15 protein-coding genes are annotated in these 15,452 nt (G+C 69.5%); 10 read left to right on the top strand and 5 right to left on the bottom strand.

From position 1 onward, the window contains the following. The first annotated feature begins 1 nt into the window (after position 1). From WG903_RS13305 to WG903_RS13325, 5 genes are read left to right on the top strand one after another with little or no spacing between them, the layout of a single operon-like run. Positions 2-430 carry a PaaI family thioesterase gene (locus tag WG903_RS13305; RefSeq protein WP_340076107.1) on the top strand — a complete coding sequence of 143 codons (429 nt, stop codon included), beginning with the start codon at positions 2-4 and terminating at the stop codon, positions 428-430. A gap of 8 nt (positions 431-438) precedes the next feature. Next, positions 439-1,455: an NADP-dependent oxidoreductase gene (locus WG903_RS13310; protein ID WP_340076110.1), complete on the top strand. Its 1,017-nt coding sequence runs from the start codon at positions 439-441 to the stop codon at positions 1,453-1,455. Positions 1,456-1,465: 10 nt separating this feature from the next. Continuing rightward, positions 1,466-3,106 (top strand): isovaleryl-CoA dehydrogenase, encoded by a 1,641-nt coding sequence (locus WG903_RS13315; protein ID WP_340076112.1) that lies wholly within the window; start codon positions 1,466-1,468, stop codon positions 3,104-3,106. A gap of 10 nt (positions 3,107-3,116) precedes the next feature. Continuing rightward, a complete protein-coding gene (locus WG903_RS13320; RefSeq protein ID WP_340076114.1) occupies positions 3,117-4,070 on the top strand; it encodes a glutathione S-transferase family protein in 954 nt (317 codons plus the stop codon). Positions 4,071-4,077: 7 nt separating this feature from the next. Next, positions 4,078-4,620 (top strand): methylated-DNA--[protein]-cysteine S-methyltransferase, encoded by a 543-nt coding sequence (locus WG903_RS13325; protein ID WP_340076116.1) that lies wholly within the window; start codon positions 4,078-4,080, stop codon positions 4,618-4,620. Here WG903_RS13325 and WG903_RS13330 read toward each other — a convergent pair. From WG903_RS13330 to WG903_RS13340, 3 genes are read right to left on the bottom strand one after another with little or no spacing between them, the layout of a single operon-like run. Continuing rightward, positions 4,617-5,108, bottom strand: a complete 492-nt coding sequence (locus tag WG903_RS13330; RefSeq protein ID WP_340076118.1) for a hypothetical protein — start codon at positions 5,106-5,108, stop codon at positions 4,617-4,619. The genes WG903_RS13325 and WG903_RS13330 overlap by 4 nt on opposite strands. 10 nt (positions 5,109-5,118) lie before the next feature. Next, positions 5,119-5,850 (bottom strand): DUF1223 domain-containing protein, encoded by a 732-nt coding sequence (locus tag WG903_RS13335; RefSeq protein ID WP_340076121.1) that lies wholly within the window; start codon positions 5,848-5,850, stop codon positions 5,119-5,121. Between the two features lie 53 nt (positions 5,851-5,903). Then, on the bottom strand, positions 5,904-6,431 hold the full coding sequence (locus WG903_RS13340; protein ID WP_340076123.1) for a hypothetical protein: 528 nt from the start codon (positions 6,429-6,431) through the stop codon (positions 5,904-5,906). A gap of 142 nt (positions 6,432-6,573) precedes the next feature. Here WG903_RS13340 and WG903_RS13345 point away from each other — a divergent pair, with 142 nt between their 5' ends. Further along, positions 6,574-8,901 (top strand): Tex family protein, encoded by a 2,328-nt coding sequence (locus WG903_RS13345; protein WP_340076125.1) that lies wholly within the window; start codon positions 6,574-6,576, stop codon positions 8,899-8,901. A gap of 4 nt (positions 8,902-8,905) precedes the next feature. Further along, entirely contained in the window at positions 8,906-9,979 is a 1,074-nt protein-coding gene (locus tag WG903_RS13350; protein ID WP_340076127.1) for a phospholipase, read from the top strand. Here WG903_RS13350 and WG903_RS13355 read toward each other — a convergent pair whose 3' ends face one another. Further along, complete coding sequence (locus WG903_RS13355) at positions 9,980-11,116, bottom strand: iron-containing alcohol dehydrogenase (protein ID WP_340076128.1); 1,137 nt, start codon at positions 11,114-11,116, stop codon at positions 9,980-9,982. A gap of 18 nt (positions 11,117-11,134) precedes the next feature. On the opposite strand from WG903_RS13355, the gene WG903_RS13360 reads away from it, so the two are divergent. The 3 genes from WG903_RS13360 to WG903_RS13370 are packed head-to-tail and all read left to right on the top strand — an operon-like array spanning position 11,135 to position 14,570. Beyond that, positions 11,135-12,091 (top strand): alpha/beta hydrolase, encoded by a 957-nt coding sequence (locus tag WG903_RS13360; RefSeq protein ID WP_340076129.1) that lies wholly within the window; start codon positions 11,135-11,137, stop codon positions 12,089-12,091. Continuing rightward, a complete protein-coding gene (locus WG903_RS13365) occupies positions 12,088-12,951 on the top strand; it encodes a YbgC/FadM family acyl-CoA thioesterase (RefSeq protein WP_340076130.1) in 864 nt (287 codons plus the stop codon). Before WG903_RS13360 ends, WG903_RS13365 begins: the two co-directional genes overlap by 4 nt. Next, complete coding sequence (locus WG903_RS13370) at positions 12,948-14,570, top strand: O-antigen ligase family protein (protein ID WP_340076131.1); 1,623 nt, start codon at positions 12,948-12,950, stop codon at positions 14,568-14,570. Before WG903_RS13365 ends, WG903_RS13370 begins: the two co-directional genes overlap by 4 nt. Here WG903_RS13370 and ygfZ read toward each other — a convergent pair. Beyond that, on the bottom strand, positions 14,546-15,424 hold the full coding sequence (gene ygfZ, locus WG903_RS13375) for a CAF17-like 4Fe-4S cluster assembly/insertion protein YgfZ (RefSeq protein WP_340076132.1): 879 nt from the start codon (positions 15,422-15,424) through the stop codon (positions 14,546-14,548). The genes WG903_RS13370 and ygfZ overlap by 25 nt on opposite strands. Positions 15,425-15,452 lie beyond the last annotated feature (28 nt).

Genomic DNA, 15,452 nt, shown 5'->3' on the forward strand with positions numbered 1-15,452 from the left:
CATGAATTTCGGCGTCAAGATCCCCTTCGTCGAACTCCTGGGCTTCTCGCTGGAGAAGTTCGAGGGCGGCAATTCCGAGATCGCCTACGAGGCCAGGCCTGAGCACCTCAATTCCTTCGGCGTGACGCACGGCGGCGCGTGCATGACCCTGCTGGACGTGACGATGGCCGCGGCCGCGCGCAGCGCGCAGCCCGAGATGGGCGTGGTCACCATCGAGATGAAGACCACCTTCATGCAGCCGGCGCGCGGCAAGCTCACCGGCAGGGGGCACCTGATGCACCGCACGGCCACGATGGCTTTCACCGAAGCCACCATCTTCGACGCCGACGGCAAGCCTTGCGCCCATTCCACGGGCACCTTCAAGTACGTCCCGCGCCTGCCCACGGGCGCCAAGAGCGTCAACCCGCTGAACACCATCTCGACCGATTGAGGCTCGCCATGCCGCAGAACAAGCAGATCCTCCTGGACAACCGCCCGCAGGGCGAAGCCACCGCATCCAACTTCAAGCTGGTGACCGGCGATACGCCCGCGCTGCAGGACGGGCAGGTGCTGGTGCGCCACCACTACCTGAGCCTGGACCCGTACATGCGCGGCCGCATGAACGACGCCAAGAGCTACGCGCAGCCGCAGCCGCTGGGGCAGGTGATGCAGGGCGGCACCGTGGGTGAAGTGGTCGAGAGCAAGTCGCCGAAGTACAAGGCCGGCGACAAGGTGGTCGGCATGGGCGGCTGGCAGGAGTACAGCGTCGTCAGCGCCGAGCAACCCGGCGCCCTGCGCAAGGTCGACACCACGCACGTGCCGATCTCGCACTACCTCGGCGCGGTCGGCATGCCCGGGGTGACGGCGTGGTATGGCCTGGTGAAGATCATCGACGCCAAGGCCGGGCAGACCGTGGCAGTGAGCGCGGCGACCGGCGCGGTCGGCAGCGCCTTCGGCGCGCTCGCCAAGGCGCGCGGCCTGCGCGTCGTCGGCATCGCCGGCGGCGCCGACAAGTGCAACTACGCGGTGAAGGAGATCGGCTTCGACGCCTGCATCGACTACCGCGAGCACAAGGACGCGGGCTCGCTCTCGAAGGCGCTGAAGGAAGCGGCGCCCGACGGCATCTCCGGGTACTTCGAGAACGTCGGCGGCATGGTGATGGACGCCGTGATGACGCGCATGAACGCCTTCAGCCGCATCGCGCTGTGCGGGATGATCGCGGGCTACGACGGCAAGCCGGTTCCCATGTCGTTCCCGCAGCTGCTCCTGACCAACCGCATGCGCCTCGAAGGTTTCATCGTCAGCGAGCACATGGAGGTGTGGCCCGATGCGCTGTCGGAGCTGGGCCAGCTGGTGGGCAGCGGCAAGTTCCGCCCGCGCGAGTCGGTGGCGCAGGGCATCGAGTCGGCGCCCGAGGCCTTCCTGGGCCTGCTCAAGGGCAAGAATTTCGGCAAGCAGCTCGTCAAGCTGACCTGAGGAAGCGCCCATGCATGCGACGCACGAGGTCCTCAACCAGCCTGTGCCGCTCGCGGGCTATAACCTGTTCGCGGGCAACCGCGCGCTGCACGACGCGCTGAAGTTCAACGCCCCCGCGCTGGACACGACGCCGCTCGCCGAACTCGGCGCGCTGGCGGGCAGCGAGGAATTCCAGGCCCATGCGCGGCTGGCCAACGTGCATACGCCGCAGCTGCGCACGCACGACCGCTACGGGCACCGGCTCGACGAGGTCGAGTTCCACCCCAGCTACCACGCGCTCATGGGCGCGGCCGTCGCCGCCGGCCTGCACGGCACGCCGTGGGCGGGCGGCAGTGCTTCGCCGCACGTCTTGCGGGCAGCCGGCTTCATGCAGTTCACGGAGCTCGAGCCCTCGGTGCTGTGCCCCATTTCAATGACCTATGCGGTCACGCCGGCCCTGCGCGGCAACGCGAAGGTGCATGCCGACTGGGCGCCCAAGCTCACGAGCCGTGGCTACGACCCCAAGCTCAGGCCTTGGCGCGACAAGCCCGGCGTGACCATGGGCATGGGTATGACGGAGAAGCAGGGCGGCTCCGACGTGCGCGCGAACACGACGCAAGCCGCACCGGATGGCGAGGATGGCTGGGGCCGGCGCTTCCGCCTCACGGGCCACAAGTGGTTCTTCTCGGCGCCCATGTGCGACGCCTTCCTCGTGCTCGCGCAGGCGCCGCAAGGTCTGTCGTGCTTCTTCCTGCCGCGCGTGCTGCCCGACGGCAGCGTGAACGCCATCCGCATCCAGCGGCTGAAGGACAAACTGGGCAACAAGGCCAACGCCAGCTCCGAAGTGGAGTTCGACGAAGCCTTTGCCTGGCTGGTGGGCGACGAAGGGCGCGGCGTGCCGCAGATCCTCGAAATGGGCACGATGACGCGACTGGACTGCGCGCTCGGCACCAGCGGCTTGATGCGGCAAGCCTTGTCGATCGCCCTGGACCACACGGCGCAACGCTCGGCCTTCGGCAAGAAGCTGATCGAACAGCCCCTGATGCGCAATGTGCTGGCGGACCTGGCGCTGGAAAGCGAAGCCGCCACCGCGCTCGCCATCCGACTCGCGCGCGCCTTCGACAAACCCGCCGATGCGCACGAGGCCGCGATGGCGCGCCTGCTCACGCCCATCGCGAAGTTCTGGATCTGCAAGCGCGGCAGCGCCTTCGCGCAGGAAGCGATGGAGTGCCTGGGCGGCAACGGCTACGTGGAGGAGGGCGGCCAGGGCACCATGGCGCGGATCTACCGCGAGATGCCGCTCAACTCGATCTGGGAAGGCGCCGGCAACATCATGGCGCTGGACCTGCTGCGCGCGCTGCGCAAGGGCGATGCCGCGGCCGCGCTCGCGCAGGAGCTCGCGCCGGCTCGCGGTGCGCACACCGCGCTCGACCGCATGGTGCAGTCGCTGCCCACGCGCGTGGAGGAGCTGGCCACCGAAACCCAGGCGAGGCGCCTCGCGCAGGACGTGGCGCTCACCGTGCAGGCGGCGATGCTGGCGCAGGCGGCGCCTGCGGCGGTGTTCGCGGCCTTCTGCGATTCGCGCCTGGGCGGCGACTGGGGGCAGGCCTTCGGCACGCTGCCGGCTTCCGCCGACTTCGATACGATCATCGCGCGCGCCCTGCCGCGCTGAAGGACACGAGATGCCCGAACTGATCCTGCACCACTACCCCATGTCGCCGTTCGCGGAGAAGATTCGCACGGCGCTGGGTTTCAAGAAGCTCGCGTGGCACTCGGTGCACATCCCGAACATCCTGCCGAAGCCCGACGTGGTGGCGCTGACCGGCGGCTACCGCCGCACGCCGGTGCTGCAGGTCGGCGCCGACATCTATTGCGACACCACGCTGATCTGCGACGTGCTCGAGCACATCCAGCCCGAGCCCACGTTCTACCCGGCGCACCTCAAGGGCGTGGCGCGCGTCTTCGCCCAGTGGGCCGACACCACGCTGTTCTGGTCGTCGATGACGTACAGCTTCCAGCCGAAGGCACAGGCCGACCTCTTCAAGGGCCTGCCGCCGGAAGCCGGCAAGGCCTTCATGGAAGATCGCAAGGCGATGCACGCCAACATGGTCCGCCTGCGCACGGGCGACGCGACGTCGGCCTACCGCTCCTACCTGCGCCGCATCGCGCACATGGCCGAGGAGCACGATTACCTCTTCGGCCTGGAGCCGTGCATCGCCGACCTGGCGACCTACCACCCGCTGTGGTTCACGCGCCGGCAGGCCGCCAGCCTGGCCGGGATCCTCGCGACCACGCCCGCCGTGCTGGAGTGGATGGACCGCATCGAGGCGATCGGCCATGGGGCGATGGAGAAATTCGACTCGGCCAGCGCCATCGAAGTGGCCAAGCGCGCCGACCCGCTGCCGGCCGCCCAGAAGATGCTGGTCGACAGCGCCTTCCAGGACGACCACGGCATCCCGCTCGGCACTCGCGTGACGATCACGCCCGAAACGTTCGGCACCGAGCCGACCGAGGGCACGCTGCTGGCCGCGACGCGCACGCACTACACGCTGGAGCGCGAGGACCCGCGCGCCGGCGTCGTGCACGTGCACTTCCCGCGCATCGGCTACGTGCTGCGCAAGGTCGAAGCCGCCTGACGCTTCGATGGCCGCGCTCGGCTACTGCGTGTTCGACACCGCCATCGGCGCGTGCGGCATCGCGTGGGGCGAAGGCGCGATCGTCACCTGCCAGTTGCCGGAACGTGACCGTGAAGGCACGGCGCGGCGCATGCTGCGGCGGCATCCTGATGTGCCCCAGGCCGAGCCGCCCGAGTGGGTGGCGCGCGTGGTCGCGCGGGTCCAGGCCTTGCTGGCCGGCGCGAAGGACGACCTCGCGGACGTGCCGCTGGACATGCAGGGCGAGCCCGATTTCAACCGGCGCGTGTACGAGGTGGCCCGCGCCATCGCCCCGGGCCGCACGCTCACGTACGGCGAAGTGGCGCAGCGCATCGGCGAGCCCGGCTCCGCACGCGCGGTCGGCCAGGCGCTGGGCCACAACCCCTTCGCACCCATCGTGCCGTGCCACCGCGTGCTCGGTGCGGGCAACACGGGCGTGGGCTTCTCGGCGACGGGCGGCGTCGACACCAAGCTGAAGATGCTGGAGATCGAGCGTGCGCAGCTCGGCGCGCACCCCGGCCTGTTCGACTAGCCCAGGTTCTTGCGGAATTGCGCCCACTGCGCGGCGGCCGCGGCCTTCGCGCGCTGCACGGCCTGCCAACCGGGCGAGCCCTTCACCTCGGCGATCACGCGGTCCTTCCAGCCTTTCCAGCGCGGGTACCAGCGTGCGAACCACGCCAGCTGCATCAGCGTCGGCTGCGTCAGTGCGAACAGGCGCGCGACGAGGGCCGTTCCCGCGATCTTGGCTGCCACCAGCACGGCCAGGCCCCAGCCGCCGTGGCCCTGCGCGATGAACCACAGCGCGGCGAGCTTGATGGGCACGAGGAGCAGTGCGGGCGCGAAGAAGGCCGCCAGCGCCGCGTAGGGCGGCAGCGCGCGGATGCGCCGCTCGAGCCACGCGAAGAAGGGCAGCCGGCCCAGGCGCGCGAGCAGCGCGGCCAGCGGCTCCCATCCCCACTCCTCGAACAGGAGCAGCAGGGCGAAGACCGCGACGAAGAACCGGCGGACCAGCGAACGCATCCGCCCCAGTCTAGCCGCAGGCGAGGCTCAGGGCCTGCAGCGTTCGGCCGTTCCTCGCGTCGTAAACGACGAGGTTGACCTGGCGCGCGTGGCCCTTGTCCGGCGGTATCGCGAGCAACGTTAGCTGGGCCGGCCCGCGGCGGTCGCCGGCGGGCACGTACTGCCGCACGACGAAATCGTGGCGGAGGTACTCGCCGGCGTTTTCGCCGGCCTTCACCTTGCTCGCGTGCCCGTGTTCGGTCACGGTCCAGTAGGCGCCCCATGCGCCGACGCCGTCCGCCGGCACGACGGCAGCCGCGAATGCGTTGGGAGTGGTCTGCTGCAGGTCGATCGATGCCCGGGCGGGCTCCGCGACGGTGAAGACGCGATCGCTGCGCCAGTCCTGGCCGTTTCGCACGACCTGCGGCGTGTAGATGTTGGGAAGGCCGTTCCACGAGGCGACCTGCCTCTGGCGTTGCGTGTGCGCCGGGTTCGCGAAGCGGTCGACCCAGCCGATGTAGTCCCAGTAGCCGACGTGAAAGGCCTGGGCCACGACGCGGCCGCGGGCCGCATCATCCTTCAGTGTGGAAATCCAGCGATCGGCCGGCGGGCAGGAACTGCAGCCCTCGGAGGTGTAGAGCTCGATGACGGGGGTCAGCGCTGCCGCGGACTGGGCGCGGCAAGCGGCGGGGGCATCCGCGGCGATCGCGCTAGCGCCGGCAAGGGCGCAGGCGCCCGCCAGCGCGGCTCGCAAGTCGGTCATCAGGCGCTCCTTCCGGCTGGACATGCCGGTCAGTCGCGCCAGGGCGGCAAGGCTTACAGCCGCACGCGATCCCGCGGCGGCACGTCATCCAGAGGCAGCGTCGCGTCGGCGCGCGCGACCGGCGCGCGCGCATCCAGCGCGTCCAGCCGCGCGGCCATCATCTGGTGCATGCGCTCGACCTGCGCGCGCAGCTCCTGGTGGCTTTGCAGCATGCGCTTCTCGAACTCGGTGGCCATCACCGTCTCGCGCGTGCGGGTCTCGCGCAGGTGGCTGTCCAGGTGCTGGCGCAGGTCGGTGAAGCGCGAGGCCTCGGCCTTCTCGGCCAGCTCGCGCTGCGCATGCAAAGCGCGCGTGTGGCGGCGATGGTCGAGCAGGTAGCGCGATTCCTGGATGGCGCTGCTGACCAGGAACACGGTGAGCACGATGGCCATGATCACCAGCATGGTCACGCCCACGGGGACGGTTGCGGTGAAGAGCCCGAAGCTGAGCGGTTCCGCCCGGGTGAACTCGGCCCAGTTGAGCGATGCGATGGCCAGGGTGACCAGCACCGCCACCACGATGAATACGATACGTCCGCGCATGGGGTTGCCTCCTGAGGGTAGCCGTTCCATTCTTGAAACGCGGCCGTTGCGCGCCTGTCAGCGGGGGCCGCTTCCGCCTGTGCGGCCTGTGGCAAACTCGCGCCTCCCCGCGGGGGCGGGACCGGCAGTAACACAGCAAGACATGCAGAAAATCATCCGGCAGATCGCCGCCGAACTGCGCGTGGCGGAGGCGCAGGTCCGCGCCGCCGTGGACCTCCTGGACGGCGGCGCCACCGTGCCTTTCATTGCCCGCTACCGCAAGGAAGCCACGAACGGCCTGGACGACGCGCAGCTGCGCGAACTGGAAACGCGCCTGGCCTACCTGCGCGAACTGGAGGACCGGCGTGAAGCCGTCCTCAAGAGCATCGAGGAGCAGGGCAAGCTGACGCCGCAGCTGCGCGCCGCGATTGAAGCCGCGCCGACCAAGCAGGAGCTCGAGGACCTGTACCTGCCGTACAAGCCCAGGCGGCGCACCAAGGGGCAGATGGCACGCGATGCCGGGCTGGAGCCGCTGGCGGACAAGCTGTTCGCCGATCCGCGCCTCGATCCCGCGCAGGAAGCGGCGACGTTCGTCAAGGCGGAGAAGGGCGAAGGCGGCGAGGACTTCACGACTGTGGCCGCCGTGCTCGACGGCGTGCGCGACATCCTCTCCGAACGCTGGGCCGAGGAGCCGCAGCTGGTGCAATCCCTGCGCGAATGGCTCTGGGCCGAAGGCCTGTTCAAGTCGAAGCTCGCGCCGGGCAAGGACGAGAACCATCCCGACGTCGCCAAGTTCCGCGATTACTTCGACTACGACGAGCCGGTGGGGCGCGTGCCTTCGCACCGCGCGCTGGCCGTGTTCCGCGGCCGCCAGCTGGAGATCCTGGACGCCAAGCTCACGCTGCCGGTCGAACCCGAGCCCGGCAAGCCGTCGATCGCCGAAGGTCGCATCGCGCAGCACCTGAAGTGGTCGCACCAGGGCCGGCCCGCCGACGACCTGCTGCGCAAATGCGTGGCGTGGACCTGGCGCGTGAAGCTGTCGCTGTCGACCGAGCGCGACCTGTTCACGCGGCTGCGGGAAGACGCCGAGAAGGTGGCGATCAAGGTCTTTGCCGACAACCTGCGCGACCTGCTGCTGGCCGCGCCGGCGGGCCCGCGCGTGGTGATGGGCCTGGACCCCGGCATCCGCACCGGCGTGAAGGTGGCGGTCGTCGATGCAACCGGCAAGCTCGTCGACACCGCGACCGTGTTCCCGCACGAACCGCGCCGCGACTGGGAAGGCTCCCTGCACCAGCTGGGCCTGCTGTGCCGCAAGCACCAGGTGTCGCTCATCGCCATCGGCAACGGCACCGCGAGCCGCGAAACCGACAAGCTCGCCGCCGACCTGATGAAACGCCTGGCCGATGATCTCCCGAACTTGCAACGCATCGTCGTCAGTGAATCCGGCGCGTCGGTCTACTCGGCCAGCGAATTCGCGTCGCAGGAGATGCCGGACGTGGACGTGAGCCTGCGCGGCGCCGCGAGCATCGCGCGCCGCCTGCAGGACCCGCTGGCCGAGCTGGTCAAGATCGACCCGAAGTCCATCGGCGTGGGCCAGTACCAGCACGACGTGAACCAGAGCGAACTGGCGCGCACGCTGGATGCCGTCGTCGAGGATTGCGTGAACTCGGTCGGCGTGGACCTGAACACGGCCAGCGTGCCGCTGCTGTCCCGCGTGTCGGGTCTTTCAGCTAGCGTTGCCAAGGCCGTGGTGCGCTGGCGCGAGTCCAACGGCGCCTTCCGCAACCGCAAGCAGCTGCTGGACGTCGGCGGCCTGGGCGCCAAGACCTTCGAGCAGAGCGCCGGCTTCCTGCGCATCCGCGGCGGCGACAACCCGCTGGACATGACGGGCGTGCACCCCGAGACCTACCCGGTGGTCGAGAAGATGCTGGCCATGGCGGGCAAGCCCGTGCAAGAGCTCATGGGCCGCGCCGAGATGCTCAAGCCACTCAAGCCCGAGCTCTTCGCCAACGAGAAGTTCGGCGTGATCACGGTCAAGGACATCCTCACCGAGCTCGAGAAGCCCGGCCGCGACCCGCGCCCGGATTTCAAGGTGGCGCGCTTCAACGACGGCGTCGAGGACATCGCCGACCTGCGCGAAGGCATGGTGCTCGAAGGCACGGTGAGCAACGTCGCGGCCTTCGGCGCGTTCGTCGACATCGGCGTGCACCAGGACGGCCTGGTGCACGTGAGCCACCTGGCCAACCGCTTCGTCAACGACGCCCGCGAGGTGGTGAAAACCGGCGACATCGTGAAGGTGAAGGTGCTGGAGGTGGATGCCGCCCGCAAGCGCATCTCGCTCACCATGAAGCTCGGCGAAACGCAGCGGCGCGACGGTCCGCGCGAGAACCGCTTCGAGGGCGCGGGGCGCGGACAACGGGCCCGGCCAGACGCGCCCGCGACAACGGCGATGGGCAGCGCGTTCGCCAAGCTGCAGGGGCTGCGAAAATAGGCAAATGAAGGCACTTCGCATCTACGCCGGCCCGCGCGCGCGGAGCCACGTGGAGCGCAACGGCCTCAACCCGGGCGACGTCGGCGTCGTCCCCGGCGCGGCGGGCGGCCCCAAGGGCCTGATCCTCGGCCCGCTCGACCGATTCATCTTCGGGGACTGGCTCACGCGGTCGCACCAGCGCGTGGATCTCGTGGGCGCATCCATCGGCGCGTGGCGCATGGCGACCGCCTGCCTGAAGGAGCCGATCTCGGGCTTCAGCCGCCTGGAGCGCGACTACATCGCGCAGGACTACGAGCTGCTGCCCGGCCGCAAGTACCCGCTGCCCTCGCACGTGAGCGAACGGTTCGGCCTGAGCCTGGAGTCGTTCTACGGCGGCCACGTGCTCGACGTGCTGAACAACCCCCGCTACAAGTTGCACATCGTCGCGTCGCGGGGGCGGCACGTGCTGGGGCGCCAGCACAAGGTGGCCACGCCACTGGGCTATGCGGGCGCGTTCCTGTCGAACGCGCTGCATCGCCGCGTGATGGGCGCATGGCTGGAACGGGTGGTGTTCTCCACGTCGTCCCGCCTGCCGTTCGACGCCACCGACTACCGCACGCGCCAGGTGGAGCTGACGGAGCACAACTTCCAGCCCGCGCTGCAGGCGAGCTGCTCGATCCCGTTCGTGCTGGATGCGGTTCATGACATCCCCGATGCGCCGCCCGGCGCCTATTGGGACGGCGGCATCACCGACTACCACCTGCACCTGGACTACGACAGCGGCGGCCACGGGCCGCTGGTGCTGTACCCGCATTTCCAGAAGGCGGTGGTGCCGGGCTGGCTGGACAAGGCCTTCAAGTGGCGCCACGGCGCCACGCATTTCCTGGACAACACCATCGTGCTGGCGCCCGACCGCGAGTGGGTCGCGAAATTGCCGAACGGGAAACTGCCCGACCGCACGGACTTCCCGCGTTACGGCACGGACCTGAAAGCGCGGGTGACGGCGTGGAGCACGGCCGCTTCGGCGGCGGCGCAACTGGCGGATGAATTCCAGCAGTGGCTGGACAAGCCCGATGCCTCGCGCATCGAGGCGCTCTGACTACATCGACGCTTCGAGCATCTCGCGGTACTCCTGCGGCGTCGCGAGGCGCGGGTTGGTCTTGTGGCAGTGGTCCGCGAGGGCGCCCTTGATGATGGCGTCGAACTGGCTGCGCTGCACGCCCATCTCGGCCAAGCCAGCCGGCAGGCCCAGGCGCTTGTTCATGTCCTTGATCGCCTCCGGAATGTCGCCGGCCGACTTCAGGCCCATCGCATGCGCCATGCGTTCCAGGCGCCGGTCCTTCTTCACCGACTCCGCGGCTGCATTGAAGGTGACCACCGCCGGCAGGAACATCGCGTTCAAGGTGCCGTGGTGCAGCCGCGGGTCGACGCCGCCGAGGCTGTGGCTGAGCGAATGCACGCAGCCTAGGCCCTTCTGGAAGGCCATCGCGCCTTGCATCGAGGCGCTCATCAGGTTGAAGCGCGCTTCGCGGTCCTGGCCGTTCTTCGTCGCGCGCTCGATGTTGGCCCAGCCGCGCTCCAGGCCGTCCAGTGCGATGCCGTCGGCGGGCGGGTTGATCGCGGCGGACATGAAGGTCTCCATGCAATGCGCGATGGCGTCCATGCCGGTGGCGGCCGTGAGCTTGGAGGGCAGGCCGAACGTGAGCTCGGGGTCGCAGATGGCGGCCTTCGGCACGATGTTCCAGGAGTGGAAGCCCAGCTTGCGGTGGTCGTCCACGATGATGATGGCCCCGCGCGCGACCTCGCTACCGGTGCCGCTGGTGGTGGGTACGGCGATCAACGGCGCCGCCTTGTCGGTGATCAGGCCCGAGCCGCCTTCGATGGTGGCGTAGCGCGTCAGCGGACCCTCATGCGTCGCCGCGATGGCGACGCCCTTCGCGCAGTCGATGGCCGAACCGCCGCCCACGGCGATGAGGCCATCGCATTGGTTGGCCTTGTAGACCTCCACGGCCGCCAGCACCGCGGCTTCCGTGGGGTTGGACGGCGTCTGGTCATAGACGGCAATGGGGAAGCCGGGCAGGGCGTCGATGGCCTTCTGCAGGACACCCGCCGCCTTCACCCCCGGGTCGGTGACGATGAGCGGGCGTTGGATGCCGATGCGCTCGCATTCCTGCTTGAGCAGCTTCACCGCGCCGAAATCGAGCTGGACCTGGGTGACGTAGTAGATGAAGGCCATGGCCGATACTGTAGCGCGATGCCCGAGACCTTTCTGCCCGAATTTCCCGAGCTGACGCCCGCGATGCGCTCGGTGCTGGAACGCATGCACCGCGCACCCTACCCGCCCGTCTACGAGCTGCCGGCGCGCCAGGCCAAGGCGTCCTACGAGCTGGGCGCCGGCGTGCTGGAGGTGCCCAAGGCCGAGCTGGCGCGCGTCGAGGACTTCACGATCCCCGCGCGCGACGGCTTCGCGATCCCGGCGCGGCTGTACGCGCCCGCGCAGGGGAAGATGCCGCTGCTGGTGTATTTCCACGGGGGTGGCTTCACCATCGGCAGCGTGGCGTCGCACGACATCCTGTGCCGGGAGCTCGCCCGCCTGGCCCCGTGCGCGGTGATCTCGGTGGGCTACCGCCTGGCGCCGGAACACAAGTTCCCGACGGCGTTCGACGATGCGTGGGATGCGCTGCGGTGGATCGCGAAGGGCAGCGCCAGCCATGGCGGTGTGCCTTCGCGCCTGGCCGTGGGTGGCGACAGCGCGGGCGGGACGCTCGCGGCGTACTGCGCGATCGAAGCGCGTGACACCGGTTTACCGCTCGCCCTGCAGCTACTGTTCTATCCGGGCACCGCACCGGACACGTCGGCCCCGTCGCACCGCCGCTTCGCGCGCGGCCTGGTGCTGGAGCAGAAACACATCGACTGGTTCTTCGACCAGTTCATCCCGCGCGAGCTGCGCGGCGACTGGCGTTTCGCACCGCTGAACGCCGACGATGTCGAAGGCGTGGCGCCGGCGTGGTTCGGCCTGGCCGAATGCGACCCGCTGGTCGACGATGGCATCGCCTACGCGGATAAACTGCGCCTCGCGGGCGTGCCGGTGGACATCGAGATCTACCGGGGCGTCACCCACGAATTCATCAAGATGGGCCGTGCCATCCGCGAGGCGCGCCAGGCGCACGCCGATGCGGCGAAGGCCCTCGCCGGAGCATTCCACGCATGAAGAGAAGCGACTTCCGATTCTTCCACCGCCTGCGCGTGCGCTGGGCCGAAGTGGACATGCAGAAGATCGTGTTCAACGCGCACTACCTGATGTACTTCGACACCGCGGTGGCCGACTACTGGCGCGCGCTCGCCTTGCCGTACGAGGAGGCGATGCATTCGCTGGGCGGCGACATCTACGCGAAGAAGGCGACGGTGGAATTCCATGCATCCGCGCGGATGGACGAGCGCCTGGAGGTGGGCGTGAAGTGCTCGAAGATCGGCAACTCCTCGATGGTGTTCACCGGCGCGATCTTCCGCGACAACGACCTGCTGATCACCTGCGAACTGCTCTACGTCTTTGCCGACCCGGCCACGCAGAAGTCGAAACCGGTGCCACAGGCGCTGCGGCAGGTGCTGGAAGGCTACGAGGCGGGCGAGCCCGTGTTCGAGGTGCGGGTCGGCCCGTGGAGCGAATTGCGTGACCCGGCGCGGCGCATCCGCACCGAAGTCTTCGTCGACGAGCAGAAGGTGCCGCTGGAGATGGAGTGGGACGAGGCCGACGACACGGCGCTCCATGCGGTGGCCTTCAACCGCCTCGGCCAGGCGGTGGCGACGGGGCGTTTGCTGCCTGCGGACAAGGGCTCGGCCAAGATCGGCCGCGTTGCCACCCACAAGGTGCTGCGCGGCTCGGGCGTGGGCCGCGCGGTGATGGACGCGCTGATGGGGGCGGCCCGCAAGCGCGGTGACCGCGAGATCGTGCTGCACGCGCAGCGCACGGCGGAGTCGTTCTACCTCGGCCTGGGCTTCGCGCCCCGCGGCGACGAATTCGAGGAAGCGGGCATCCCGCACATCGAGATGGCGCGGCCCCTGGCGAAGTGAAATCCGATCGCGGCACCGTCGTGGCGGCGCTGCTCGCCGCGGCGATCGCCGCGGCGGCATCCCTGGGCGTCACGCACGAGGGGATGTTGCAGGACACGTTCAAGTCGGCCGTCGTCGCCTGCGGTGCCTTGCTGGCCGCGCTCGTGTTCGTGTGGCCACGCAGCGAGGCGCCGCTCATCCTGCGCTGGCATCCGGTGCTGCTCTTGCCGTTGCTGCTGGCCGCCTATGCATTCGCCAGCATGGCTTGGGCACATCCGTGGCTCGCCGGTGTCGAAACAGTCCGCTGGCTGGTGGTGGCGCTGCTCGCGTGCGTCGCGCTGCAAGTCCTTCACGATGAGGCAAGGCGCGCAGTGGTGGCACGGGGAGTGGCGCTGGGCGCGACCGTGGCGTCGCTCTGGGTCGTCCTGCAGTTCTTCTTCGGGCTCGAGCTGTTCCCGCAGGGCGCACGCCCGGCGTCCACCTTCGTCAACCGCAATTTCTTCGCCGAGTTCGCGGTATGTGCATTGCCGTGGTTCGCATGGCTCGTGGTGCGCGAGCGCCGCCGGGGCAATCGAATCCTGATCGCGCTCGCGGCAGGGGTGGTGGTGCTGGCGATTGGCATGACGGGCGCGCGCGCGGCGCTCGTCGCGCTGGGGCTGCTGCTGGCCTCGGCGCTGCTGGCGCGGCCCACGCGGTCGTGGGTCCTCGTCGCGCTGCTGCCCTTCGTCCTGCTCGGCACCGTGCCGACGGGCGATGCGCGCATCGCCGCGGAGCAGCGCGGCGACACCGCCATCGCGCGGGTCTTCACGCGTGGGGCGGCGATCGCGTCGCGGGACGAGGCGACGACTATGCGTCTGGACATGTGGGCTGCGACCGCGCGAACCATCGCGGACCATCCGCTCGCCGGCGTCGGCGCGGGGTCATGGGAGCACGAGGCCGATTACTTTGCGCACAACGAATTCCTGCAGCTCGTGGCGGAGTACGGCATCGTGGGCTGGCTGTTCCTCGCCGCATTGGTGACCTGGCTTGTGCGTGAAGTCCGCACGGTCGATGCATGGCGCGCTGCGCTCCTGGCCAGCCTCGGCGCGCTGTTAGTCGTCAGTGCCGCGGGTTTCCCATGGCACCTGGCCGCGACCGGCGCGATGTTCGCGCTAGGCCTCGGCGGCCTCGCGCTTCCGCGTGGCGAGATATCGCTGTCGCGGCGCTCCAGCATTGCCACGTCCGCGGTGATCGTCGTTGCTCTCGTGCTCGCCGCCTACGCCACGGTCACCGCCGCCCGCGCGGAATCCCGCCTCGCCCGCGCCGCGCGCATCGCCCTCGAGATCGGCGGCACCTCGAACCCGAACGACGTTCGCTGGCTGCCCGCGAAGTCCGAGATGCTGCGGCTGGCCGACGAAGGCATGCGCCTGCATCCGCACGAGCGGCTGATGACGCCCCTGGTGGCCGACGAGCTGGGGCGTTGGGGCGACTGGCCCAACGCGATCCGCATCTGGGAGCATGTGCTGCGTTCGCACCCGAACGTCGCCCCCATGCTGGCCAACGTCGCGCGCGGCTACACGGCGATCGGCCGCCCGGACCTCGCCGCCCCGTATGCCGAGCGGGCGCGGCTTCTGCGTCAGATGTCGTCGAGCAAGGGATAGGGCGGCGGAGATAGCTTCAGCTCCGCGCCGCCGGCCAGCACCTTGCCGCCTTGCGCGGCGGCCAGTTGGATGGACACGATCGCGTCGCAGGCCCCACCCGGCGCAGCCGCGGCTTGCGCCACGGTGCCGCATGGCTGTGACGCATCGGATTCATGGAAGAGCTCCTGTCCCACCGACAGCTGCGCGGGGCCGTGCGCCAGGAACGCGCGGCGTTTGAGCGTGCCGCGGAACTGGCTGCGCGCCACGATTTCCTGGCCCGGGTAGCAACCCTTCTTGAAATTCACGCCGCCCACGGATTCGTAGTTGAGCATCTGCGGCACGAACGCTTCGACGATCGGCGCGGTGATGGTGGCGACCCCGGCGCGCACCTCGCCCCAGGCCCACAGCGCAGGATCGAGCTCGGGCCCTGGCGGCCGCGCGCCGATAGCGAGCGCGCGGGGCGTGCCGTCCGCGGGGTAGAGCCCGACCAGCGTCGTTGCGCCGTCGCGCTTCGACTCCCACGGCCGGCGCGGCGCCTGTCCGCCGGCCACGCCCCACAGCTCGTATTCACCGCTCGCATCGCGCAGCTTCGCCTTGGCCCGCAGCACGAACATCGACAGGCGCTTGAGCGTCTGGGGCAGGATGTCGCGGCTCATCACCAGCAGCACCTCGGTGTCGGACGGCTTGAAGCACACGAAGCTGGCCTGCATGCGGCCCTTGGCCGAACAGTAGGCGGCCAGCCGCGCCTCGCCGCTGCCCAGCAGGGCAACGTCGTTCGTCAGCTGGTTCTGCAGGAAGCTCACCGCGTCCTCGCCGGACACCGCGATCACTCCGAGGTGCGCGAGCGGCGCAACGCCATCCAGGGCTTGGGTCATCGCTGAATTATTATCGTGAGCCCATTCC

It is taken from the genome of Ramlibacter sp. PS4R-6 (assembly GCF_037572775.1).
In the GTDB taxonomy this organism is placed as follows: Bacteria; Pseudomonadota; Gammaproteobacteria; order Burkholderiales; family Burkholderiaceae_C; genus Ramlibacter.